Source organism: Leucobacter insecticola, assembly GCF_011382965.1.
Classification (GTDB): domain Bacteria; phylum Actinomycetota; class Actinomycetes; order Actinomycetales; family Microbacteriaceae; genus Leucobacter; species Leucobacter insecticola.
In genome coordinates this window covers 464,623-487,524 of record NZ_CP049934.1, presented here as the reverse complement: position 1 = coordinate 487,524, position 22,902 = coordinate 464,623, and the positions used below count along the sequence as shown (strand labels likewise).

Below are 22,902 nucleotides of genomic sequence, written 5' to 3'. Positions count from 1 at the left end.
TCTGCATAATAACCTTGCTCGGTGACTCAGCGTACCTTAGACGACATGACTGCACAGCGTCGTGACAATATTTCAGTGAATTCAGATATGGGGGAAGCCTTCGGGCTCCACACCTTCGGCAACGATCCGGCGCTCATGCCCGTGATCGACGTGGCGAACGTTGCCTGTGGCTTCCACGCCGGCGATCCCGGAGTGATGGACACCACCGTTGCCCTCGCGAAAGCGCACGGCGTACGCGTCGGCGCACACCCGGGGCTCCCCGACCTTGTCGGATTTGGGCGGCGGGAGATGAAGCTCTCCCCGGACGAGGTGGAGCAGCTCATCCGCTACCAGGTGGGTGCGCTCACCGGGTTCCTGCGCAAGCACGATGTGCCGTTGAACCACATCAAGCCGCACGGCTCGCTCTACGGTATGCTCGCCCGCGACGAGGAATTGATGCTCGGCGCGGTCAAGGTCGCGCGTGACTACAACGTGCCCGTGTTTGGCCTCGCCGGCACCGCGCATCAGCGAGTTGCGGAACGCGAGGGCGTCGAGTTTGTCGGCGAACTCTATGTTGATCTTGACTACAACGCCGAGGGCGGACTGATTATCCTCCGTCAGCCCCACGAGACCGATCCCGCCGCCGCCGCAGAACGCGCTCGCCGAGCGATTGAGACCGGCACGATTCTCTCCATCGACGGTGGTGAACTCGCGATCGACTTTGGCAGCATTTGTGTGCACTCTGATACGCCCAACTCGGCCGCCGTCGCCACCGCAGTGCGCGCGGCGCTGAGCGCCTGAGCCGCACATTACCCACATCTATCTCTACACACATCCAACGAAGGAAGCATCAACTATGAGCACACAGATCATCGCACCGGTCCCGGGTATCTTTTACCGCCGTCCCGCGCCCGACAAAGCACCGTTTGTTGAGACTGGCGACGCGGTCGAGGCAGGGCAGACCATCGGGGTCATCGAGATCATGAAGCAGTTCACCGAGGTCCGCAGCGAATCTGCGGGTGTGCTCGAGTCATTTGCGGTGGAAGACATGGGGATGGTCGGCCCCGGCGACGCCATCGCAACGATCAACTAACGCCTCTGAATTAACCAAAGGACGCTGACGTGAAGAAACTACTGATCGCCAACCGTGGCGAGATTGCGGTGCGCATTATTCGCACGGCAAGGGAAATGGGGATCGCAACGGTCGCGGTGGTGAGTGAGGCCGACCGCGATTCCAATGCAGCGCGCTACGCCGACGAGTCCGTGGTCATCGGCCCCGCTCCGGCAGGTCTGAGCTATCTCAACCACGAGGCAGTTCTCGCCGCTGCGGCACAGACCGGTGCGGACGCGATCCACCCGGGCTACGGGTTTCTGTCGGAGAACGCCGACTTCGCGCGAAAGGTGCAGTTGGCCGGCCTCATTTGGGTGGGACCGGATCCCGATGCGATCGACCTCATGGGGGACAAATCGCGCGCACGCCAGGCCGCGATTGCGGCGGGAGTTCCGGTGCTTGCCGGTACCCGGGGGCACTCGACACCACCGGCGATATCGAGGCGGTTGCCGCCGAGATCGGGTATCCCCTGGTGGTCAAGGCCTCCGCAGGCGGCGGCGGCAGAGGGATTCGCCGCATCAACTCAGCCGATGAACTGCGCAGCACCGTTGAGGTTGCACAGGCCGAGGCGCTCGCCGCCTTCAACTCGAGTGACGTGTATTTCGAGCGCTTTGTGACGCGTGCCCGCCACGTCGAGGTGCAGGTGTTTGGCGATGGAGAGACGTGGGTGCACCTCGGTGACCGCGACTGCTCGCTGCAGCGGCGCCAGCAGAAGGTGATTGAGGAAGCTCCGGCGCCCGGGCTTCCGGATGCGCTCCGCGAGCAGATGCGGCAGACCTCCGTTGAGCTGGCGCGGCACTCCAAGTACATCGGTGCAGGCACGGTCGAGTTCCTCTACGATCCCGATCGCGAGGAGATCGCGTTCATCGAGATGAACACGCGCTTGCAGGTCGAGCACCCGATCAGCGAGGCCATCACCGGAATCGATCTTGTGCGCGAGCAACTGCGTATCGCGTCGGGAGAGAAGCTCGGGTACACCCAAGCCGACATTCGTTTTCACGGTCACGCGTTTGAGTTCCGGATCAACGCCGAAGATCCCGAGAACAACTTCATGCCGAGCCCGGGGCGCATCGACACTCTCGAACTCGCGGGCGGCCCAGGTGTGCGCGTTGACTTCGGGTTCAGCGTGGGTCAGACGGTGATGCCGTTCTACGATTCGCTGTTGGGCAAGCTCATCGTGTGGGATGTCGATCGTGAGCGGGCGCTTGCCCGCGCGGAGCGGGCGCTGGAAGAAACCGACATCGAGGGCATCAAGACGACGGTGCCGCTGATGCGTCGCCTCATTACACTCGACGATTTTGCCGCAGCGAAACACCACACGACCTATCTCGAATCCGTGCCCGAACTCTCTGGAGCGCTCGTATGACACTGACAGAACACGCGCGGTATAGCTGGGGTGGCGACGAGTTCCTGGTTGTCGAGATCGCCCCCGACATGTCACTCGAGGCGAACTTCGTAGCAAATTCGATCGCGGTCGGGCTTGAGGATCGCGCGCTTCCCGGCATCATCGATATCTGCCCCGCGAACGCCTCGCTCCTGGTGCGATTCAACCCGGATGAGCTCGCGCACGATGAGCTTGAGCGCACCGTGCGTGAGCTCGAAACCGAGGTGAAGAAAGCCGCGGTGCAAGAGCTTGACACGCGCATCATCGAGGTGCCGGTCTGGTACAACGATCCCTACACCAGCGAAACGGAGCAGCGCTTCCGTGAGGGGTACCATCAGCGGCCCGAGGGATCGGATCTTGACTACAGCGCCGAGGTGAATGGGCTTGCCAACGCGGAAGAATTCATCCGTCGTCACCACGAAACACCCTGGCTTGTTTCGATGGTCGGGTTCGTTGCGGGGTTGCCCTTCCTGTTCCAGTTGACACCTCGTGAGCGGCAGCTGGAGGTACCCAAATACCTCAGCCCACGGACCGATACTCCGCCGCTGACCGTCGGTATTGGGGGCTGCTTCACCGCCCACTACTCGGTTCGTGGCGCGGGCGGTTACCAGATGCTCGGCATTGCGCCCGCGCCGATCTTCGATCCTGGGCAGACCCTCGCCGACTTCAGCGATTTCATGGTGCTCTTCCGCACCGGCGACATCGTCAAGTACCGCCCGGTCGACGAAGCTGAATATCGCAAGATCCAGGCCGAAGTGGAGCAGGGGACCTACCGCTACAAGCAGGCACCCGTGCGCTTCAGCCTCGCGGAGGCGCTCGCCGATCCCGATTCCTACAACCGCTCACTCTTGGAGGCACTCAATGGCTGACTTGCTTCGCGCTCTCGAGGTGCTGAACCCGGGGCTCGCGACCACGGTGCAGGATCAGGGCCGCTTCGGGTACTACCGTTTCGGCATTCCGCAGGGCGGCGTGATGGATCAGTACGCCGCGGCACTCGGGAACCGACTTGTCGGGAACACCGCCGCCGAAGCCGTGCTCGAGTGCACGTACCTCGGGCCGCAGTTGCGGGCCTCCGCTGACACGGTCATCGCTGTCACCGGTGCCCCGGTTGAGGTGCGGGTGAACGGCACCGCCGTCGCGCAGAACGCACGGTTCAGTCTTGCTGCGGGCGACGAACTCTCGTTCGGTGTGATCCAGGGCGGTACGAAGTTCTTTATCGCCGTTGCCGGTGGCATCGACGTGCCGGAGGTCCTGGGGTCACGTTCGACCTACCCGATTGGCAAACTGGGCGGATTTGAGGGGCGCGCGGTGCAGGCTGGCGACGTGCTCCCGGTCGGCGAACCGCAGGCGTCGACGCTGCCGCAGCTCGACAGCGTCCCGGCGGAACTGCTGCCGAGTTACGATCGTGAGCTCGTTGTTCGGATCATGGTGGGCCTCTACGATCACAAGCTCACCGATGAGGGTCTGCGGAATCTGACCGAGGCCGAGTGGACGTTGACCCCCGTGGCGGACCGCATGGGGTTGCGCTTTGATGGGCCTGGCGCCGCCTGGAGACAGGAAGAACAGCCGTTTGGTGCCGGGCAGGATCCGTCCAACATCACCGATGCGGGCTATCCGGTCGGATCGATTCAGATTCCGGGCGGCACCCAACCCATCGTCCTGCACTGTGACGCCGTATCTGGTGGCGGATACGCCCAGGCCGCAACGGTGATCAGCGCGGACATGGACCTGTTTGCCCGCATGGCCCCGGGGCCAAAGTGCGCTTTGTGCCGGTGACGATGGACGAGGCGCTCGCGGCTCGTGCTGAGCGACGAGCGCGGTTCGCGCAGATCTGGTCCTAAAGGGTACTGACGCCTGATCTCCCCGGGGTGTGGTCTTCTCAGGATGGTCCAGAAGATCACATCTCGGGAACGGCGAGTTCAGGACTGTAGTACATCTCCCGCTGATCCGGGAGGATGGAGACAGGGCCGCGGCGTTAGGGCCGTGGCACGGTTCGAAGGAGCTCCAGATGTCATCTCCAGAAACTGTTTTCATGCAACGGGCGAGCGACGGGGTGCGCACCGCGATCGGTGTCGGTGGCCTGATCGCCGTGGTGCTCGGCCTCCTCATCATCTTTTTCCCCCTGAAATCGGGCGAAGTCATGATGCAGATCGTGGCCGCCGTCATGGCCGCGTACGCCCTGGTGATCGGCGCCGTTTACATCGGATCGTCGATATTTGGCCGCACCCTTGGCGGTTGGGTGCGCACGGGCCACGTCCTTCTCGGTCTGCTCTATGTCATCGGTGGCGTGATCATGATGGTCAACCTCGGCGCCACCGCCCTGGTGCTCGCCGGGTTCCTCTCGGTGATCGTCGGCCTGCTGTGGCTCTTCGAGGGAGCGCTTGCGTTCTCGATGCTGAAACAGAGCGCGAGCAAAGCCTGGACGGTGATCTACGCCGTCATCAGCATCATTGCCGGCGCGGTGCTCATCATGTCACCGTTTATGGGGGCGGTCACGCTGTGGCTGCTGCTCGGGATCTCAATGGTGGTGCTCGGTGCTGTGCAGGTGATCCGGGCGCTCCTCGTGAAGCCAGAGGTGTAGACGCTGTGGCGCGGCCCGATCATCCGGGCTGCGCCGTCAGCGCATTTGCTCGAGTGTCTCGGCGGTGATCGGATCCGTGCCTGCGGCGAGAGCAATGTACTTTCGCAGGATCACGAGCGCGGCCGAGGCCTTGTCGAACTCCGCGGCAACAAAGCGATCCGAGCCGATGAGCGCAAGTGCCTCGCTCGCGATCATCACCGCGCCCTTCAGCTTTTCCCGCTGGTTCGCTGGGACTGCTGCCCGTAGCTCATCCATCGAAGTGAAGAGGGGCAACACCAGCTGCCCCTTCGTGGAACGGATCGTGCGTACCCGCGGCCCGCGCTTCGGCGAGGTGCCAGTGACGTCGACGACGAGATACCCGTCACGCAGCGCGGTCAGAAATGCCGCGAGATGCTCGTAATCGGGGGTGTCCTGCAGGGCCTTCAGCGCAGCCTGCACGTTGTCGTTCGCGTAGTCCGCGTGTACACCCTCTGGAATCTGCGCCTCAGCCATACGTCTAGCCTATTGTGCGGCGGTGCCGGGGGCTTCCTGCTCGCGTTCGCCGAGTCCGCGCGCGGCAAGCGCTTCGCCGGTCAGCTGCGCGTGGGCAACGGTGCGAATGACCAGCGGCACGACGAGCGCCCGGGGATTTCGCTCCACGCCACGCGCCCGAGCGGCGTCGCGAGTCTGGCGTGCGATCCCCAGAATGCTCGGGATCGCGGTGATCACGATGGAGAAAGCCAGGGCAACACGCTCTGGATCCACACCCCACCGCGCATAGGGCCGCAGCAGCCACGTGATCGTATCGACCATGTCCTCGAGCGCGGTGCTCGCGGTGACGGCGCTCGCCGCCAGGATCAGCGCAAAGAGCCGGCCCACAATCTCTAAGCCGCGCGTGACCCCGGCGATTAAGGCCTCGGGCGGGAGGACCCAAAACTCTGCGCGATCGAGGTCGGCGGAGTGTGCTCCGGCAGCTGCGGTCAGCGCGAACAGCGGGATCGCGATGAGCAGGAATCCGCGCGTTGCCCGCCACAGTTCTCGCCCGCGCAGGCCCGCGAGTAGGGCGAGCGCGGCGGCGATCCCGAGCGATATGGCCGAGGTGAGTAGGCTGGAGAACCACACCACCGCGACCGCAAAGACAAACAGGCCGAGCAGCTTCGCGCCCGGGCGTAGCCGGTGGAGGGGCCGGGTCGCGAGATGCGGCTGCCGAGCGGGTTCGGGAGCGTCATGCGCGTGCCCGATAGTGTGCAATCGCTGTCGCGGGGTCACCGTCATACACCACACGCCCTCCCTCGACCAGCAGGGTGCGATCGGCGCGAGCAGCGAGATCCAGGTCGTGCGTGACGACGATCACCTGCTGCGGCAGCGACATCAGCAGCTCGCCGATCATGCGGGAGTTTCGCAGGTCGAGCAGGGTGGTGGGTTCGTCTGCGACGAGGATCGCGGGGTCGCTCGCGAGTACGGCGGCGATCGCGAGCAGTTGCTTTTGGCCGCCGGACAGGCTGTGCACGCTGTGCTCGGCGAGGCGAGCGATCCCGAAGCGCTCGAGGGCGCTGATGGCGGCCCGGTGCCGGTCGAATTTGTCGCGGTGCTGTCGGCGCAGTGACAGCGCGACGTCTTCGACAGCGGTCGGCATGATGAACTGGGCTGCGGGATCCGTGAACACGAAGCCGACGCTGCGGCGCACAGCGGCCCCGTCACGGACGGTGTCAAGGGGCGTGGTGTCATTCGCCAAGACCGTCACCCGTCCGCTGCTGGGTTCGATGAGTCCGTTGAGCAGGCGCGCCAGCGTCGATTTGCCCGAGCCGTTGCCGCCGATGACGGAGATGCGCGGCTCGCTCAGGCTGAGCGATGTGGGGTGCAGGATTGTGGCTTCACCGGCTTCTGCCGACACGGTCACCGCGGCGTCAAGCAGTGTGATCATGCGCCGACAACCTGTGCGTTTCGGCGGCGGGGGAGGAGTCCTGGAAAGGCGCGGTGCACGGCAGTGGCGACCGTGGCGACGAGCAGCGACTTGACGATGTCGCCGGGGTAGAAGGCGAGGTCTGTGGCGAAGGCGGCACCGAGCGGCAGCTCCGCGCGCCAGGCGATGCCGAGGGGGCCGAGCGTGTGAATGAACACCAGGTTTGCTGCGAACACCGCGGCAAAAATCAGCGGAATGCTGCGTGTGACGCGGCGGCGGGGCAGGCGCTCAACCAGGAATCCGGCGAGCCCCGCCGCGAGCGGGAAGGCGACGAGGTAGCCGACGGTCGGGCCCGCGAAGGGGGCGAGGCCCGCACTGCCGCCAGAAAAGACCGGGAGCCCGGCGGCACCCACCGCGAGGTAGAGCAGCGCGGCCAAGAAACCGCGGCGCGCACCGAGCAGCGCGCCGCCGAGACTCACCGCGAACGTCTGGAGTGTGATGGGCACGGGCCCGATGGGGATGCCGGGAATGACCGCGCACACGGCGATCAGCGCGGCAAACGTCGCGACCAGCGCGAGGTCGGTGGTGGCACTGCGGTCGCGGTGCGTGGTGGTCACAGTGTCTCTCCTAGGGTGATGCCGGATCCGCTGGTTGAGCAAATGGAGCGAGCGATGTGCTGAGCGAGGCGCCAGCCGAGTCGAAGTATCGAATCCCGCACCTGAACAGTGTTCTGGTGAACGGTGTTCAGGTTAGCGCTAAGCTGGGGCAATGCGCAACAGCCGGAACGATGTCGTCTCTGCGGCCCTGCGCGTACTCGAGGCACAGGGGCTGGAGAACTGCTCGATGCGGCGAGTGGCGGCCGAGCTTGATGTGCAGCCGAGCGCGCTGTACCATCACGTTCCGAACAAGCAGACGCTTCTGGCGCTGATGGCCGACGAGATTGTCGCGGAAGTCGCGCCGGTGGTTGCTGTGCGTGGTGTCCCCGACACGGCGGCGGTGATCCCGAATCCCGGTGCCGCCCGCGAGCTGTGTCACCGTTTGCGAAATGCGATGCTTGCCGTGCGTGACGGCGCCGACGTGGTGGCCACCGCTGCTGCTTTTCGGCTCGGGCGCTCTGCGGTCGAGGACCGTCTCGCGGAACTTGTCGGTGCTGATGGTGCCCGCACGCTCCTGCTGTACACCTTTGCGCAGGCGCAGGCCACCCAAATGCAGCGCCAGGCTGAGGCATTTGGGGCGCTGCTCGCCCAGCACGGCACCGCTCCCGGTGACCCCGCGGGGGTGGGGGATCCCGAGCCGGTTGACCTCGATGAATCGTTCGGTCGTGGTCTCGACATCGTGCTGGCCGGCCTGGGTCCTGTCAGTTTCACTTGACAAAAGGCTACTGTCAGTTCAAACTGACAGTGTGAACGAATTTGATATGGAGCGAGTACGCTCTGCTGATCCCGCAACCGGGTTGCGTGCCGTAGGGGCACTCCACCGCCTCGCAGAACGCGTGGAAGTTGAGCACGTCGCCAAGGCGCGCGCCGCCGGTTGGTCCTGGGAGGACATCGGTGACGCGCTTGGCGTCACCCGCCAGTCGGTACACGCCAAACACGGAAAGCGAGAACGAAATGTTTGAACGATTTGCTGGAGAAGCCAGAGCGGTTGTTGAAGACGCACTCACCGAGGCCGAGCGGCGCGGGGCAGTGAGGATCGCCTCCGACCACCTGCTGCTCGCGCTGCTGCGCAACGAGGAGATTGCGGCCGCTGCCGGCACTGACGCTGCTGCGGTGCAGATGGCTGCCGACCAGCTTGACAGAGATGCGCTCGCCGCAATCGGAGTCTCGGTCAGCGAGGTGCAGCTGCCGCCAAGCACCGTGAAGGGCAAGCGTGCGACCCGCATGACCTCGGGCGCCAAGGAGGTGCTGAAGGGCACGCTTGGCTACGCGGCCGCAGAGAAGTCGCCCACCATCGCCCCGCGCCACATGCTGCTCGCGCTGCTTGATCGTAAGGAGCCGGATCCCGCCGCCGTGCTTCTTGCGGCCCTGCCCGTTGACCGCGGCGAGCTGCGAGAACGCCTGGCTCGGGCCGCGTAGAATCTTGGCCATGCCTCAGTCCCAATCCGAACCGGTCGCACTCCGCCAGATTCGAGTTGCCGCGATCCTGCAACTGGTGCAGGGCGTGTTGATGGAGGGGCTGCCATTTCTGGGGCTGCCGATTCTGCTGCTCATGGGGGTTGAATCGTCACTGCTCGCCTAAGGGTTCTCGTTCATCGTTCCCTTTTTCAACGAGCATCTCTATTTGATGATGGTGATGAGCGGTGTCTTTGGTGCGCTTAGGACGGTCGGGGCGATTGGCCTCCTGAAGAATCGTCAGTGAGGGTACTGGCTTTCGATTACGAACTGCATCGTGACGCTGATCCTGATGATCTTCATGTTGCCCGCAGGTATCGCAGACGGGTTGCTTTCAGGAGTGGCCCTCGTGCTGCTGTTGATGGCGCGCTTTGGACGTGCGCCGATCATCACCGCCTAGAACAGCGTGTTCTTGTCTTCCATACCGCGCATCTCGTCGTAGTCCAGGAGTAGGCAGCGGATCCCGCGATCCTCGGCCAGCGTGCGCGCCTGGGGCTTGATTTCCTGCGCGGCAAACACTCCCTGCACGGGAGCAAGTACCGGATCCCGGTTCATCAGCTCGAGATAGCGGGTCAGTTGCTCAACACCGTCAATCTCGCCGCGACGCTTGATTTCAATCGCAACCGAGGCGCCCGTGGCGTCGCGCGCAAGAATGTCGACCGGGCCAATCGGCGTCATGTATTCGCGGCGCACGAGCGTGTGGCCTTCACCGACCCGGTCGATCTGCTCGGCAAGGAGCTCCTGCAGGTGGGCCTCGACGCCATCCTTGATGAGGCCGGGATCGACGCCGAGATCGTGCGAGCTGTCCTGAATAATCTCGAAGATCGAAACAATGAGCCTGTCGGCGGTCTTCTTGTGGGTGACCTCCCACGCCTCGACGATGCCGGCCGCGAGCTGATCCTCGTCGGGCTCGAGCGGTGCCAGCGTGCACGGCGGGCTCATCCAGTTCAGCGGCTTGTAGGAGCCGCCGTCCGAGTGCACCAGGATGCTGCCATCGTTCTTCAGCATGAGCACCCGCTTCGCCCGCGGAAGGTGCGCGGAGAGTCGCCCCGCATAGTCAACAGAACAATCAGCCACAACGATTCGCACCGCGTCAGTTTAGCCGGTTTGGCCGGGTGGTGCTGACTGTGCTGGCTGGCTGTGCTGGCTGGCTGTGCTGGCTGTGCCGACGACGCGGGTGGGTTGCGCCCCGCCCTCAGCGCCCGCCGTTAGTGATCAGCCGTGTGGATCTTCGGTTCCCGTGCCGCGCCCGCCGCGAGTGCGCTGAGCAGAGCGACCGCGACGAGTGCCCAGAACGCGGTGAGGAGCCCGACGTGTTCCCCAAGAAACCCGAACGCCATCGGGCCGAGCAGCATCGCGGTGTACGCAATCGCGGAGACCGCAGCGACGTCGCGCACGGCGGTCCGCGGGTTGTCGGCGGCAGCCGAGATCCCGACCGGAAAGCCGAGTGCGCACCCCACACCCCACATCAGTGCGCCGATGACAATCCCCCAGGTGAAGGGGACGAGGATCACCACGACCACACCGATCCCGCACAGGATCGCGCCGCCGCGGAGCACCGGTACCCGCCCCAAACGGCTGAGAATCGGCGAGCCAAACGTTCGAGTGATGGTCATCGCGACGAAGAAGATGCCCAGGATGAGCGCGGCAGTCGAATTCGGGATCCCCCGCCCATCGGCAAGCGCGAGGGGGAGCCAGTCGGAGGCCGTGCCCTCGGCGAGACTCATGCCGAGCGCCACGAGTCCAACGAGCAGGATCCGACGGTCGCGCCACGGGGTGTAGGGGCGGGAGAGATGTGTCGCGGACGACGCCTGGGCTGCAGGATCCTGCGCCGCTGCGGTTTCGGGCGGAAGCCGCAACTGCCCGGTGTGCGCCGCGAGCTGCGGGCCGTGGTCGACCCGCGCGGTTTCCGAGTCTGGTGGTACGAGCCGGAGCGCGAAGACTCCCACCACAAGGATGATCACGAACACCGCGCTGAGGTGCAGCGGCACGGGAACCATCCACGTCTCCGCGAGCGCACCGACACCCATCGCGCTGACCGCTCCCAAACTGTACCCGGCGTGCATCACGGGCAGCCGTGGCTTGCCGAGCGCGCGCTCAGCGGAGGCCCCACTGACGTTCATCGCCACGTCGGAGGTGGCGAAGGCGAAACCGTAGCAGAAGAGCAGCGCAAGCCCGGGGATGAGTAGTTCCTGCCAGATCAGGGTGATGGCGAGCGGCATGGCGAGCGCCTGGATCAGGATCCCCACCCCGAGCGCCCGCCGTGACCCGAGGAGCGCGACCGTGCGGCCCGCGAGCAGCAGCCCCGAGAGGGAGCCGATCGCCAGGCACAGCCCGTAGACGCTCATCTCCAGGGTCGATGCGCCGAGGTGGTCCCGCACCGCCGGAAGCCGCGCCAACCAGCTGCCGAAGCCGAAACCGAGCAGCGTGAAGATGATGAGGATGCCGGTGACCCAGCGGCCGACCGCGTTGCGCGCGGGCGAAGAATGGAAACTCACGATACCTCTCTCCCCGTCGCGGCGTCCGCCTAGCGTATCAATGATGATGCTCTCCTCCATCGCTGTGAGCACAGATTGCTCTTATGAGTGAGCTTAAGGTCAATTTGCGCACACACGGGGCCGGTCATACACCAAGCACCACCCACGTTCCCCGGAGGGTGCGGATACTGAGCGTGATCGCGCGCGCGAGCATATACACGATCGTGAATCCGGCGGTCAAGGCGACGAGCGCCGCGGTGCCGGAGGGTACGAGCACCGTGATCGCCCACAGCACCGGCAGATATGTGGCGAGGTTCACGAGGCTTGTCCACGCGAGATAGCGGGCGTCGCCGGCCCCCATCAGCACACCGTCGAGCACAAATACGAGCCCGCCGAGTGGAAGCGAGATCCCGAGCACCAGGATCGCCGGGGCAGGATCGCGAGCACGGCCTCGTCGCTCGTGAATACCCAGCCGATCACCGGGCTGGTCGTGGCGAGCAGCAGCCCCACTGCGGCACCGCAGAGCACTCCCCAGAACACGGTGCGGCGCACGATGAAGTGGGCACGGGCGGCATCGCGGGATCCGAGCGCATCACCGATGAGCGCCTGCGCGGCGATGGCCAGCGCGTCAAGCGCGAAGGCAGCGGTCGTGAACACGGTGAAGACCACCTGGTAGCCGGCGGTCGCGGTGGTGCCGTGGCTCGTCGCCGCAAACACGGTGGCGAGGAGCGCGGCGCGCAGACCCACGGTGCGCACGAAGAGCCAACCGCCGCTCCGCCCCGCATGTCCCAGGCCATCGCGGCGGGGGAGGAATCCGGCGCCCGCGCGGCGAGTGTGGCGCGTGATGACAGCGAGGTAGACCGCGACCATGCCCCACTGCGCGATCACCGTCCCCCAGGCGCTGCCCGCGATCCCAAAGCCCAGGCCGTAGATGAACCACCAGTTCAGCAGCGCGTTCACCGCGAAGCCGACCGTAGCCACCGTGAGCGGAGTGCGTGTGTCTTGCATTCCGCGCAGCAAGCCGCTCGCGGCGAACACGACGAGCATGGCAGGGATGCCGAAGCACGAGATCGCAAGGTAGATGATTGCCTGCGCTGCTGTTTCGGAGGCGACATCAAAAAGCTTCACGAGGGGAGCGCTCGCGGCGTAGAGGGCCGCGCCCACGAGGATTCCGATGCCGAGCGCGAGCCACAGGCCATCGATACCGGCCTGCACGGCGCCGCGGAGGTCTCCCGCGCCGCGGCGTCTCGCTACGAGTGGAGTTGTCGAGTAGGCAAGAAAAACCATGAGCCCGACGGCCGTTTGCAGGATCGCGGCCGCGATCGCGAGGCCCGCGAGCGGGACCGCACCGAGGTGCCCGACGAGAGCAGAATCGACCACGAGAAAGAGCGGCTCGGCGATCAGCGCGCCGAGCGCAGGAATAGCGAGGTGCGCGATGCTGCGGTCGATCCGCGTCCGCTCGCTCGTTTCTCGGGTGCCCATGGCCCTACGTTAGCGGCGAGCCCAAAGCTCTCCAAGACGGAGGTCGATCCCGCGCACAGAATCGAGAGGGGTGCGCGAGGATTTGCTCCTGCGCAAACTCCGGAGGTGGTCGCGGGCTCGATCGTGGTCGCGAGAACATCGCGCTGCTTGATCAATGCTTGTGTTTGGTGCCTACAGTGCACTTTGGGAGGCCCGCCAAACTCGAGGCTTGACCTAAATGTCGGGCGTCATCGCTAGGCTGTTTCCATGACCCATGATGCGCTCTCCTCAGGTATTGACCTCGCCGAACTCGACCCCGCGATCCGCCCGCAAGACGATTTGTTTAGGCATGTCAACGGCAAATGGATCGACCGCACCGAGATCCCGGCAGACAAGGCGCGCTACGGATCCTTCGCCGTGCTCGCGGAGAATGCTGAGGAGGCAGTTCGCGACATCATCACTGGCACCCAGGCTCCCGCGGCCGGTGCGCTCGCAGCAAGCGCAAGCGAGGCCGATAAGGTTGCGGCGCTCTACGCGAGCTTCATGGATGTCGCGCGCGTCGACGCCCTCGGCGCTGAGCCGATCGCTGCGGATCTCGCGCGGGCTCAGGGCGTCAGCTCGATCCCTGAGCTGATCACCCTTGTAGGGGAACTCGAGCGGCAGGGGCTCGGCGGCTTTGCTGGCATGTTCATCGACAACGATCCGGGGGATCCCGCCCGCTACATCGTGTTCGTCATGCAGGGCGGGATAGGGCTCCCCGACGAGTCCTACTATCGCGAAGAGCAGTTCGCCGAGGTGCGGGATCAGTACCGCGCGCACATCGAGCGCATGCTGGAACTCGCAGGGGTCGCAGACGCTGCACGCCTCGCGCAGCTCACCTTCGACCTGGAGACGCGCATCGCCGCCTCGCACTGGGACAAGGTTGCGAGCCGCGATATTCAGAAGCTCTACAATCTGCGCGACTTTGCTGGCCTGCAGGAAATTACGCCCGAGCTTGATTGGCGCGCGTACCTCGGCGCTATGGGTGCTCCCGAGACTGCGTTTGCTGAGGTCGTTGTGGGGCAGCCCGAAGCCATCGCGGGGCTTGCGAAGCTGCTCGTTGAAGACGAGCTCGAGGCCTGGAAAGCCTGGCTTGCCTGGTCGATCGTGCGCGGATCCGCGGCGCTGCTTTCGCAGGAACTTTCCCGTGCGAACTTCGATTTCTACGGCACGGCGCTTACCGGTGCGACCGAGCAGCGGGACCGTTGGCGCCGCGGTGTCTCTTTCGTCGAGGGATCAATGGGTGAGGCTGTTGGCCGGCTTTACGTTGAGCGCCACTTCGACGAAGACGCGAAGGCCGCAATGGATGTGCTGGTGGAACACCTTATCGAGGCATACCGTGATTCGATCCAGCAGCTCGACTGGATGAGCCCTGAGACCAAAGTGCGGGCGCTCGAAAAGCTCGACAAGTTCACCCCCAAGATTGGGTACCCGGTGAAGTGGCGTGACTACTCCGCGATCACCGTCGACTCGGGCGACCTTATCGGCAACTCGCGGCAGGTTGCTGAGTACGAGTTCAACCGCGAGCTTGGCAAGGTGGGCAAACCCATCGATCGTGACGAGTGGTTCATGACCCCTCAGACGGTGAACGCCTACTACAACCCGGGATTCAACGAGATCGTGTTCCCGGCGGCGATCCTGCAGCCTCCGTTCTTTGACAAGAACGTCGACGGTGCCGCGAACTTTGGCGCGATCGGCGCCGTGATCGGCCACGAGATTGGCCACGGCTTCGACGATCAAGGATCCCGCTACGACGGCGATGGCAAGCTCACCGACTGGTGGACCGAGGAGGATCGCGCGGCGTTTGAAAAGCTGACGGGTGCGCTTATTGGCCAGTACAACGCGCTGTCGCCGGAGGGCGCAGATGGCCAGACCGTCAATGGTGAGTTGACGATCGGCGAGAACATTGGTGACCTGGGCGGGCTCGCGATCGCATGGAAGGCGTACCTGCGTTCGCTCGAAGGCGCGGAGCCGCCCGTGATTGACGGGCTCAGCGGTGCCGAGCGTTTCTTCCTGTCGTGGGCGCAGGCCTGGCAGCAGAAATCACGTCCGGAAGAAACTGTGCGCCTCTTGACGATCGACCCACACTCGCCCAACGAGTTCCGCTGCAATCAGATCGTCGCAAACCTCGATGCGTTCCACGAGGCCTACGATACGAAGCCGGGTGACAAGTTGTGGCTGGATCCGGCCGAGCGCGTGAGTATTTGGTAGCTCGCGCGGGTAGCTTGCGCAGTCCAGTCCAGTCCAGTCCAGTCCAGTCCAGTCCAGTTCTGGCGCGGCCCGCAAACCGCGACTGGCTACTATCTCGACGAGAAAGCAGTATCTCGACGAGAAAGCATCGCACCGACGCACGGGAACTGGCTTCTCGTCGAGATACTGCATTCTCGACGGGGGAGTGGAGGTGCAGAAGCGCTATGCCACCATCAGATGCTCCGCGCACGGCCCATTCTCGTGCTCGGAGCAAGCGACGAACCGGACGCGGCATGTCTGGTCGGCGCAGTTGCTGAGGTTATTGGTGGGGGTGCCGCAGGCGGCGCAGGATCCAATCACCGCAGCACCGGGGGCGAAATCCATCGTCTCTCGACTGTCGAACACCGCGAGTGAGCCCTCCCATAGACCGTCGTTGCCAAAGGCTTCGCCGTAGCGCACGATGCCGCCGTCGATCTGATAGACCTCGCGAAAGCCACGGTTCTTCATGGCGACCGAGAGGATCTCGCAACGGATGCCGCCGGTGCAGTAAGTGACGACGGGGCGATCCTTGAGATCGTCGTAGGCGCCGCTTTCGATCTGCGCGATGAAATCGTGTGTGGTGGTGACGTCGGGAACAACCGCACCCTTGAACCTGCCGACCTCGGCCTCCCAGGCGTTGCGACCGTCGAAAAACACGACCTCATCGCCGCGCTCGGCCACGAGCTCGTTGACCGCCTGCGGGCTGAGGTGCTCGCCGCCGCCCACCACTCCGGCGGCGTCAACGATCGTCTCGTCGGGGATCCCGAACGCCACAAGTTCGTCGCGCACTTTCACGCTCAGCTTCGGGAAGTCAGCGATGCGTCGCCACCGTGCGCGACGGTCGACACCGTGCAGGGTCTCGGGCTGCTCGGGATCGAAGCCGGTTCCATCACTCCACTTGACGTCGAGGCCTGCGAAGGGTCCGAACTCGCGGGTCCGCTTGAGGTACTGCTTGCATGCGTCCAGCTCGCCACCAACAGTGCCGTTGATGCCGTGCTTCGAGATGATGATACGGCCGCGCAGGCCGAGCGACGCGCATAATTCCCTCTGCCAGAGCCGCACGGACTCCGGATCGGTGATGGGGGCAAATGCGTAATAGAGCAGGATCTTGGGTTCAGACACCCTTTCATCGTACGCGTGCTTCTTGCGAGAGCTTGACATTGACGTTGCGTCAACCTCTACGGTTGAAACAGAGCCGGGAAGTTCCCGGTCATCATGAGAGGTTGCTCCCTATGGAACGCTCGATCCAGGAGGTCGCGAAGGCTGCCGGAACCACCTCGCGCACCCTGCGACACTACGACCGCATCGGTCTTGTCGCGCCGAGTCGCATCGGCAGCAACGGCTACCGTTACTACGATGATCGCGCGCTGGTCCGGCTGCAGCGCGTCCTCCTGTTGCGCGGTCTCGGACTCGGGCTCGAAGTGATTGCGCAGGTGCTTGCCGCGCAGGATCGCAACGGGCCGAAGAGTGCGTCTCCCGAGAAGGCGGAGGTCAGCATTTTGACCGCACACCTGGAGCTGTTGCGGCAGGAGCGGAATCGCGTCGACGCTCAGATCGGCGCGGTTGAGCGCACGATCCTCGCGCTCCGCCATAACGCCAAGCAATCTGAGCATGACAATACAGAAAAGGAAGATCTCATGTCGCAACACATGTTTGAAGGATTCGACCACACCCAGTACCGTGAGGAGGTCGAGGCCCGATGGGGAGAGGACGCGTATGCAAGCAGCGACGGGTGGTGGCGCTCACTCGGGGCCGCGGGTCAGGCCGAATGGCAGGCGAAACTTGCGGTGCTGAATGCCGACTGGATCGCGGCCGCGGAGCGGGGCGAGGATCCCGAATCGACCGCGGCGCAGGATCTCGCTGAACGTCACATCGCATGGCTCAGGGCGACCCCGGGCACTCCGGCGGCCACACCCGGCGGTGACCTGGCAAGCTACGTGCTCGGCCTCGGAGACATGTACGTCTCCGACGAGCGGTTCGGCGCAAATTACGGCGGAATCACGGGCGCCAGCTTCGTGCGCGACGCACTTGCGGTCTACGTCAACCGCAATCTCCGGCGTTAGATCGCCGCGATCCGCTGGTCGTCGGCCCGCACAGCCATCTCGATGCGCTGCTGTTGCTCAGCGGTGCGCGCGAGCGGGGGAACCACCTCGTGCTGCTCGTTCACGATCACCACGTCGTTATCCACGTGGTTTACCATTGCGTGCACGGCGTCGATGAAGTCCTGGCGACGGATTGCGTCGAGCACGCGGGCATGGTCGCGCTCCATGTCCGCGCCGCTCGCGACATTGGCGAGGCGGCCGCGGTGTTCTGGAGTGCGCAGACGGTCATTCGTGCCCGCATAGAGAGCGGCGAGCAAACGGTTCTTCGCAGCGTCAAATACGAGCCGGTGAAACTTGCTATCAAACGCTGAGGAGTCATTGTCGCCCGCAAAACCCATGACCGGGCAGCGCGTGCAGCCAACCTCCTCGATGGCGGCCTGTTCGAGCGCGATCAGATCTTCGTCCGTGCGGTGGATCGCTGCCTGCTGAGCAGCCTCGATTTCAAGGGCGCGGCGGTAGCTCAAGATCTCCTCAAGCGTGAAGTCGCTCAAAAACTCGTTCAGCAGGGCACTCGTTGGTGCGGCGGAACGCACAAAAGTGCCTCGACCGGGAAGCGTCTCGAGCATGCCCATGCTCGCCAGGGAGCGCACCGCTTCACGCACGGTTGATCGTCCGACGCCTGTCTGCTCTGCGAGCTCGGGTTCAATCGGGATCCTGCTGCCGACCGCCCACTCTCCCGTGGTGATCTTGCGGCGCAGATACGCAAGGGTCGCGCGGGCCCGATCCGAGCCTGTCGTCGATGCCATGGTGACTCCGATTCCGATAGCGGCGCGGGTGTACGCCGTTGCTGATCCATAAGTATATCCCGCCCCCAAAAGGGGCCTATGGATTCATTGTTACGTGGCCCCTAAGCTGGTTGCGAGAGCGTGCGAGGATCGTGACAGCGTTGCATCCGGTTCGCACGGCGGTGTATCCGCAGTAGCTATCTATACCGACTTCGAAGGGGAATCATGACTCAGCATCAGACGAGCCACGGCGACATCAATCCGTACGCAGGCATGCGGCAGGTTCCAAGTTTCACGCTGACGAGCACCGATATTCAGAACGGTGAGCCCCTCCCCGCGGAGTTGTACGCGGAGTACGCGGGCGGTCGGAATCGCTCCCCGCAGCTGAGCTGGTCGGGCTTCCCCGAGGACACGCAGAGCTTTGCGGTGACGTGTTTTGATCCGGATGCACCGACAGGATCCGGATTCTGGCACTGGGCCGTGCTCAATATTCCCGGGAACGTGACTGAACTCCCCGCTGGCGGTCCGATGCCCCAGGGGGCGATCACGATGCCGAACGAGAAGCGGGACCCGGCGTTCACCGGCGCGGCACCACCCGAGGGCACCGGGGTGCACCACTACTGGTTTGTTGTGCATGCGCTCAATGTTCCGCACATTGAAATTGATCCGCAGGCGACCCCCGCGGTGATGGGGTTCATGATGCGCGATGCTGTGCTCGCGCGTGCGATTATTGTCGCCACCGGCGAGTTTGGTGGCGCGGCGTAGCCAAAACGCGCACCAGCGTTTTTGCAAGCCGCGGCGAGGGCGTCGCCCGAGGCCTACGGAGCGGAGCGAGAGGTGGCGGCGTAGCCAAAACGCGCACCAGCGTTCTTGCAAGCCGCGGCGAGGGCGTCGCTGTGGCGCAGTAGCGCCGCCACCTCATGCGTGAAAACACGCTGTGTTTTCACCTGAGCATTCGGTGCCTACGGAGCGGAGCGAGAGGTGGCGGCCTGAAGGAAAACACGTACCAGCGTAACTGTCGCGCGCCTCACACAAACTGCCAGCTGTCGGTCATACAGTGGGGCACATGGCTTGCGAATCCAGTGCCGCAGATTCGGTTTGGCGCGCGCTTGTCGTTCCGAGTGAGGCGCGTGCAAACGCCTGGGTTCGTGACGTCCGCGCGGGGGACGCGGCTGCAACTGACATGCTTGAGGGGATCCGCCGGGATCCTGAAAACTTCGAATTTACGCGTCGCTTGATCGAACTTGTCGCCGGCACCGAAGATGCTTTTGCGTCTGCGCTGGGCCTGCGCGAAATGGCACAGGATGTTCCCCCGCGATGCCCGTGCGGGATCGCCTGGCCGTCCGGGCGGGCGGCGTCGCTTCGCTCGGGCTGCCCTGGGCGGTGATGCCGGTTGCGAGGCGCTGGCTGCGTGAGCGCGTTTCCCATTTGGTGCTTGCCGTGAAACTGCCTTCTGGTGGCGATCCGGGGCGTCTGACCGCGCTCACCGAAGCGCTGCGGCGCGTGGGAGATGCCGGGATCGTTCCCGTTGTGGCTCCGCTCGGTGAGCGAGTGTATGGCCCAAGTGGCGCCGAGGCGGAGCTCGCGAGGCTCACGGCGCTCGCGGCGCACCCCGCCATCAAACACATCGTGGTGGATCCTGCCCGACTCGCTCCGGGCGGGACGGACTGGTCGGTGGATGTCGATCTTTTGCGGGCCGCCACGGCGCTTCGACCGATCCTTGCAGCCGCGCTCGAGCACGACACCACCGTTCATCTTGAGGCCAAGAGCGTGCGTTGGGCGAGACTCATCCCGAGCATTCTTGTGCACGCGCTCGCTGACACCCAATTTGATCGGGTGCGTGTCGGCGCCAGGCTGTTTGCCGAGCTGCCAGAATCGCGGGAAATCTACGACCGCTTGAGCCGCTGGGCGCAGCGTCGTGTGGCCGATGGCGGAGCGCCCGCAGAAGTCGTGATTGGTGTCGCGGGGGTCGCTGGGCAAGAGCGAATTGCGTCGATCGAGAGCGGCCTGGCGGTGCCGGTGCTTGAGGGTCGGACCGAGGTTACCGCGCAACTGCTGCGGTTGACCGAACTTGCGCTGCATCCGGGGCGCGCCGCCGTGCTGCGGCCGGTGATCGAGAGCGAGGACGCGCGCGTGCTTGCCGCCGCCACCGAGCTTGCCGCGAGCCGCGGGATCTCCGAGCTGATTTCGCTTCAGCTGCGTAGCGGTGTCGCGCCGGGGCTCGCCGAGCGCGTCGTGGCGGATGTGAACGAGACGCGGATCCTGCTCCCCATCATTGCGCCGCAGGAGTTTGCTGGCGCGGTGGATACGCTCGTTCGGATCGCCGCGGAGGCTGCCGATCCCGAGTCGGCGGTGTCGCGATTTGAGGCGATGCTGACAGAGGGTGTTGAGGGTGGGATTGGGCAGGATCCCGAAGCCGACGCCGCCACAGAGGACTCTGCCGCAGCCCAGGAACACGCCGTCTTTTCGGCTGCCGCTGAGGCCGCCGCCGAAGACGCCCCGACTTCGCGCCGCACGCAACGCCGCGCCCGTGAATGGGACCCGAGTGAGCGCGACAGTGCGCTGTTCTATCGCGCGCCAGACGAGCCCGCCCGCTTTGACACTGGCGGCTTGACGGCCGCGGTGCTGGGGTTGAGTCGCGGATCAACGGGTGAGCTGAAACTTGATGCCCTGGCACCGCCGCGTGTGATCCCCGCCGTGTCAGCCTCGGGTTTCGCGTCTGAACCGGACACCGACGCGAGTGTGTCGGAGAATCGCGACTGGGCGCGCGAGCACTTAGCGTTGGCTTCACAGCGGGCGCAGGAACGCGACGTCGCGAACGAGACGGTCGCCCTGTCTGCCGCCGACCTTGACGCCGGAGCAGTCGCACAGCTCGCCCGCCAGGCAGGTGAGGCCTGGGCTGGGCAGTCGCATCGGATCCGCGCCGTCCGATTGCGACGCGGCGCGCTTGCGGTGGTTGCCGCCCGTGACCGGCTGCTGCAGGCGCTCGCGGTTGACACCGGCCTGCCCATCGCAGAGCTTGATGCCGAGATCAACAACATCGTCGATGCGGGTAGATATGCGGGGCAGCTGGCTGAGGGGCTTGCGGCTGTGCGGGGGGCAACCTTCGTGCCCGACCGGCTGGTACTCGTGGTCGCGGACGACGGCACCTCGCTTTCGACGCAAGCCGAGTCGGTGCTTGCCGCGCTCGCGGCCGGCAGCGGCGTGCTGTGGACCGTACCGCAGCGGCTGTATCGTTCGGCCGCGGTGCTCCTCGAAGAGTGGGAAGTTGGCGGACTGACCCCTGATGTTGTGCGGCTCGAATCCGTGGTTGCTGGCCGTACACTCGGTGCGCTCGCCGCCTCTCACAGCACCGATCGGGCTGTGGTGCTCGGCGATCGCGGTGCCGCCAGAGAACTCGCCAGGCGGAGGCCGGATCTGCGTATCGAGGGGCATTTCCGGGCGTTCGGGTCGGTGCTTATTGCGCCGTCCGCGGACCTAGCGCTCGCGATCCCCGACATTGTGGCGTCCGCGTTTCGTGGGGCGGGATCCCACCCCCGGACAGCGCAAGCGGTGATCCTCGTGGGCAGTGTCGCGCGATCCAAACGACTGAAGGAAGGGCTCGCTGATGCCGTGCGGGCGATACGCGTGGGTGACACTTCGCGGCAGGGCGATGGCGATCCACTCGCGTTTGATCTTGGGCCGCTGCAGTGCCCCCCGAGTGAAGCGGGGCTGCGGGCGCTCACCGAGCTGAATCGCGGCGAAGAATGGCTGGTCCAGCCGCAGCAGCTTGACGAGAACGGCCTCCTGTGGAGCCCAGGTGTGCGCGTAGGCGTGGCACCGGGCTCAAGCTTCTGGGATGACGCACTGGGAGTGCCAGTTCTGGGAATCATGCACGCTCACACCCTTACGGAAGCAACCAAGCTGCAGAACGCGCCGGGGAGTGGCGCGACGGCGGGTCTGCAGAGCGGTGATGCTGATGAGATTCTTGCCTGGCTTGAACAGGTTGAGGCGGCGTCACTCTCGGTGAACCGGCCGACAACTCAGACACGCATCCTGCGGCAGCCGGGAGGCAGTTGGAATGATGCGGTGATGGGGCTCCCGGCGCTGGCTGGCGGACCCAACTGGCTGCTCATGCTCGGATCCTGGCGGCCGCGCGAGGGCACCCGCAGCGAGACACTGCACCTTCGCGGGCTGGATCCTGAAGTGCAACTGCTGATCGAAACCGCGCAGGCAAACCTCGACTACGAGGAGTTTGACGCTGTGAGACGTGCGGCGCTCGCCGATGCGCTTGCGTGGCGGACCTCGCTGGGTGTGGTGCGTGACGAGGTGGGGCTCGGGATCGAGCGCAATGTATTGCGCTATTGGCCCGTTACGACACAGCTGCGACTGTCGGAGTGCGGGCGAGTGGCGGAGTTGTTGCGGGTGTTGGCCGCGGCGCTACTGGTGCGGGCGCCCGTTTTCGTATCCACCGGCAAGGTGTTGCCGCCCGAAGTCCTGGCGTTTCTGGACTCGCAGGGTGTAGAGGTGTCGCTTGAACGCGACGACGACTGGATGGAGCGGATCGCGGTATCCGGTCCCGTCTCTGCTGACGGAGTTGTCGCCTCCCGTGTGCGTCTCATCGGCGGCGACCGGGTGAGAGCCGCCGAGTGGATGGGTGGCCTCGATCGTGCGGCGCTCTGGGCGGAGCCGGTGACTATGGCCGGTCCGGTCGAGTTGCTGACGCTGCTGCGTGAGCAGTCGGTGTCGGCGCGTGCTCATCGTCACGGCCTTGCCGTCCAGGTCCCCGGACTCGACGAGTTGCTGCAGGGGTAGCGGCGCCCGCCGGTTGAGCGAGCTTGC

General features: G+C 65.0%; 24 protein-coding genes and 2 pseudogenes. 16 read left to right on the top strand and 10 right to left on the bottom strand.

Features of this window, described 5'->3' with window-relative positions:
* Positions 1–21 precede the first annotated feature (21 nt).
* From pxpA to G7067_RS02215, 7 genes and pseudogenes are all read left to right on the top strand, one after another.
* A complete protein-coding gene (gene pxpA, locus G7067_RS02240) occupies positions 22–780 on the top strand; it encodes a 5-oxoprolinase subunit PxpA (RefSeq protein ID WP_341872856.1) in 759 nt (252 codons plus the stop codon).
* Between the two features lie 55 nt (positions 781–835).
* Entirely contained in the window at positions 836–1,072 is a 237-nt protein-coding gene (locus tag G7067_RS02235) for an acetyl-CoA carboxylase (RefSeq protein WP_166321637.1), read from the top strand.
* Between the two features lie 29 nt (positions 1,073–1,101).
* Positions 1,102–1,368: pseudogene (locus G7067_RS14600) on the top strand (biotin carboxylase N-terminal domain-containing protein); the annotation flags it as partial.
* Positions 1,369–1,562: 194 nt separating this feature from the next.
* On the top strand, positions 1,563–2,456 hold the full coding sequence (locus tag G7067_RS02230) for an ATP-binding protein (RefSeq protein ID WP_280115745.1): 894 nt from the start codon (positions 1,563–1,565) through the stop codon (positions 2,454–2,456).
* The gene (locus G7067_RS02225) at positions 2,453–3,343 is read left to right on the top strand and encodes a 5-oxoprolinase subunit B family protein (RefSeq protein ID WP_166321635.1); all 891 of its coding nucleotides are present in this window, start codon (positions 2,453–2,455) and stop codon (positions 3,341–3,343) included. Before G7067_RS02230 ends, G7067_RS02225 begins: the two co-directional genes overlap by 4 nt.
* Entirely contained in the window at positions 3,336–4,250 is a 915-nt protein-coding gene (locus G7067_RS02220; RefSeq protein WP_244301202.1) for a 5-oxoprolinase subunit C family protein, read from the top strand. Before G7067_RS02225 ends, G7067_RS02220 begins: the two co-directional genes overlap by 8 nt.
* A 256-nt stretch (positions 4,251–4,506) precedes the next feature.
* Positions 4,507–5,055, top strand: coding sequence for an HdeD family acid-resistance protein (locus G7067_RS02215; RefSeq protein WP_244301201.1), 549 nt, complete (start codon positions 4,507–4,509; stop codon positions 5,053–5,055).
* Between the two features lie 36 nt (positions 5,056–5,091).
* On the opposite strand, the gene G7067_RS02210 is transcribed toward G7067_RS02215, so the two are convergent.
* The 4 genes from G7067_RS02210 to G7067_RS02195 are packed head-to-tail and all read right to left on the bottom strand — an operon-like array spanning position 5,092 to position 7,554.
* Positions 5,092–5,547 carry an SseB family protein gene (locus G7067_RS02210; RefSeq protein ID WP_166321631.1) on the bottom strand — a complete coding sequence of 152 codons (456 nt, stop codon included), beginning with the start codon at positions 5,545–5,547 and terminating at the stop codon, positions 5,092–5,094.
* 9 nt (positions 5,548–5,556) lie between these two features.
* The gene (locus tag G7067_RS02205) at positions 5,557–6,309 is read right to left on the bottom strand and encodes an energy-coupling factor transporter transmembrane component T family protein (RefSeq protein WP_244301200.1); all 753 of its coding nucleotides are present in this window, start codon (positions 6,307–6,309) and stop codon (positions 5,557–5,559) included.
* Positions 6,260–6,958, bottom strand: coding sequence for an energy-coupling factor ABC transporter ATP-binding protein (locus tag G7067_RS02200; RefSeq protein ID WP_166321629.1), 699 nt, complete (start codon positions 6,956–6,958; stop codon positions 6,260–6,262). Before G7067_RS02200 ends, G7067_RS02205 begins: the two co-directional genes overlap by 50 nt.
* Positions 6,955–7,554: a biotin transporter BioY gene (locus tag G7067_RS02195; RefSeq protein ID WP_166321627.1), complete on the bottom strand. Its 600-nt coding sequence runs from the start codon at positions 7,552–7,554 to the stop codon at positions 6,955–6,957. The genes G7067_RS02200 and G7067_RS02195 overlap by 4 nt, the downstream gene beginning before the upstream one ends.
* A gap of 151 nt (positions 7,555–7,705) precedes the next feature.
* Between G7067_RS02195 and G7067_RS02190 the strand changes: the two genes are divergently transcribed.
* Genes G7067_RS02190 through G7067_RS02175 form a run of 4 tightly spaced genes read left to right on the top strand, consistent with a single transcriptional unit; the run spans position 7,706 to position 9,175 of the window.
* Positions 7,706–8,308 (top strand): TetR/AcrR family transcriptional regulator, encoded by a 603-nt coding sequence (locus tag G7067_RS02190; protein ID WP_166321625.1) that lies wholly within the window; start codon positions 7,706–7,708, stop codon positions 8,306–8,308.
* A gap of 31 nt (positions 8,309–8,339) precedes the next feature.
* The gene (locus tag G7067_RS02185) at positions 8,340–8,555 is read left to right on the top strand and encodes a helix-turn-helix domain-containing protein (RefSeq protein ID WP_244301199.1); all 216 of its coding nucleotides are present in this window, start codon (positions 8,340–8,342) and stop codon (positions 8,553–8,555) included.
* Positions 8,548–9,012 (top strand): Clp protease N-terminal domain-containing protein, encoded by a 465-nt coding sequence (locus G7067_RS02180; protein ID WP_166321623.1) that lies wholly within the window; start codon positions 8,548–8,550, stop codon positions 9,010–9,012. Before G7067_RS02185 ends, G7067_RS02180 begins: the two co-directional genes overlap by 8 nt.
* Before the next feature lie 10 nt (positions 9,013–9,022).
* Positions 9,023–9,175, top strand: a complete 153-nt coding sequence (locus G7067_RS02175; protein ID WP_166321621.1) for a hypothetical protein — start codon at positions 9,023–9,025, stop codon at positions 9,173–9,175.
* A gap of 269 nt (positions 9,176–9,444) precedes the next feature.
* Here the strand turns inward: G7067_RS02175 and nucS are convergent, their stop codons facing one another.
* The 3 genes and pseudogenes from nucS to G7067_RS02160 form a co-directional block, all read right to left on the bottom strand.
* A complete protein-coding gene (gene nucS / locus G7067_RS02170) occupies positions 9,445–10,137 on the bottom strand; it encodes an endonuclease NucS (protein ID WP_166321619.1) in 693 nt (230 codons plus the stop codon).
* Positions 10,138–10,256: 119 nt separating this feature from the next.
* Complete coding sequence (locus tag G7067_RS02165; protein WP_244301198.1) at positions 10,257–11,618, bottom strand: MFS transporter; 1,362 nt, start codon at positions 11,616–11,618, stop codon at positions 10,257–10,259.
* 52 nt (positions 11,619–11,670) lie between these two features.
* A pseudogene (locus G7067_RS02160) lies at positions 11,671–13,007 on the bottom strand (MATE family efflux transporter).
* 246 nt (positions 13,008–13,253) lie between these two features.
* Between G7067_RS02160 and G7067_RS02155 the strand changes: the two are divergent.
* Positions 13,254–15,236, top strand: coding sequence for a M13 family metallopeptidase (locus G7067_RS02155; protein ID WP_166321617.1), 1,983 nt, complete (start codon positions 13,254–13,256; stop codon positions 15,234–15,236).
* A 201-nt stretch (positions 15,237–15,437) separates the two neighbouring features.
* Here the strand turns inward: G7067_RS02155 and G7067_RS02150 are convergent, their stop codons facing one another.
* A complete protein-coding gene (locus G7067_RS02150) occupies positions 15,438–16,376 on the bottom strand; it encodes a tRNA uridine(34) hydroxylase (protein WP_166321615.1) in 939 nt (312 codons plus the stop codon).
* 110 nt (positions 16,377–16,486) lie between these two features.
* Between G7067_RS02150 and G7067_RS02145 the strand changes: the two genes are divergently transcribed.
* Positions 16,487–17,317 carry a MerR family transcriptional regulator gene (locus G7067_RS02145; protein WP_166321613.1) on the top strand — a complete coding sequence of 277 codons (831 nt, stop codon included), beginning with the start codon at positions 16,487–16,489 and terminating at the stop codon, positions 17,315–17,317.
* Here the strand turns inward: G7067_RS02145 and G7067_RS02140 are convergent.
* Positions 17,314–18,102: a FadR/GntR family transcriptional regulator gene (locus G7067_RS02140; protein WP_166321611.1), complete on the bottom strand. Its 789-nt coding sequence runs from the start codon at positions 18,100–18,102 to the stop codon at positions 17,314–17,316. The two genes, G7067_RS02145 and G7067_RS02140, sit on opposite strands and share 4 nt — an antisense overlap.
* Before the next feature lie 204 nt (positions 18,103–18,306).
* On the opposite strand from G7067_RS02140, the gene G7067_RS02135 reads away from it, so the two are divergent.
* Complete coding sequence (locus G7067_RS02135; RefSeq protein ID WP_166321609.1) at positions 18,307–18,846, top strand: YbhB/YbcL family Raf kinase inhibitor-like protein; 540 nt, start codon at positions 18,307–18,309, stop codon at positions 18,844–18,846.
* A gap of 53 nt (positions 18,847–18,899) precedes the next feature.
* Here the strand turns inward: G7067_RS02135 and G7067_RS14595 are convergent, their stop codons facing one another.
* Positions 18,900–19,028 (bottom strand): hypothetical protein, encoded by a 129-nt coding sequence (locus G7067_RS14595; protein WP_280115743.1) that lies wholly within the window; start codon positions 19,026–19,028, stop codon positions 18,900–18,902.
* A gap of 119 nt (positions 19,029–19,147) precedes the next feature.
* Between G7067_RS14595 and G7067_RS02130 the strand changes: the two genes are divergently transcribed.
* Both G7067_RS02130 and G7067_RS02125 read left to right on the top strand, forming a co-directional pair.
* Positions 19,148–19,468: a hypothetical protein gene (locus G7067_RS02130; RefSeq protein WP_166321607.1), complete on the top strand. Its 321-nt coding sequence runs from the start codon at positions 19,148–19,150 to the stop codon at positions 19,466–19,468.
* On the top strand, positions 19,399–22,875 hold the full coding sequence (locus G7067_RS02125) for an aldehyde dehydrogenase family protein (protein ID WP_166321605.1): 3,477 nt from the start codon (positions 19,399–19,401) through the stop codon (positions 22,873–22,875). The genes G7067_RS02130 and G7067_RS02125 overlap by 70 nt, the downstream gene beginning before the upstream one ends.
* The last annotated feature ends 27 nt before the right edge of the window (positions 22,876–22,902 follow it).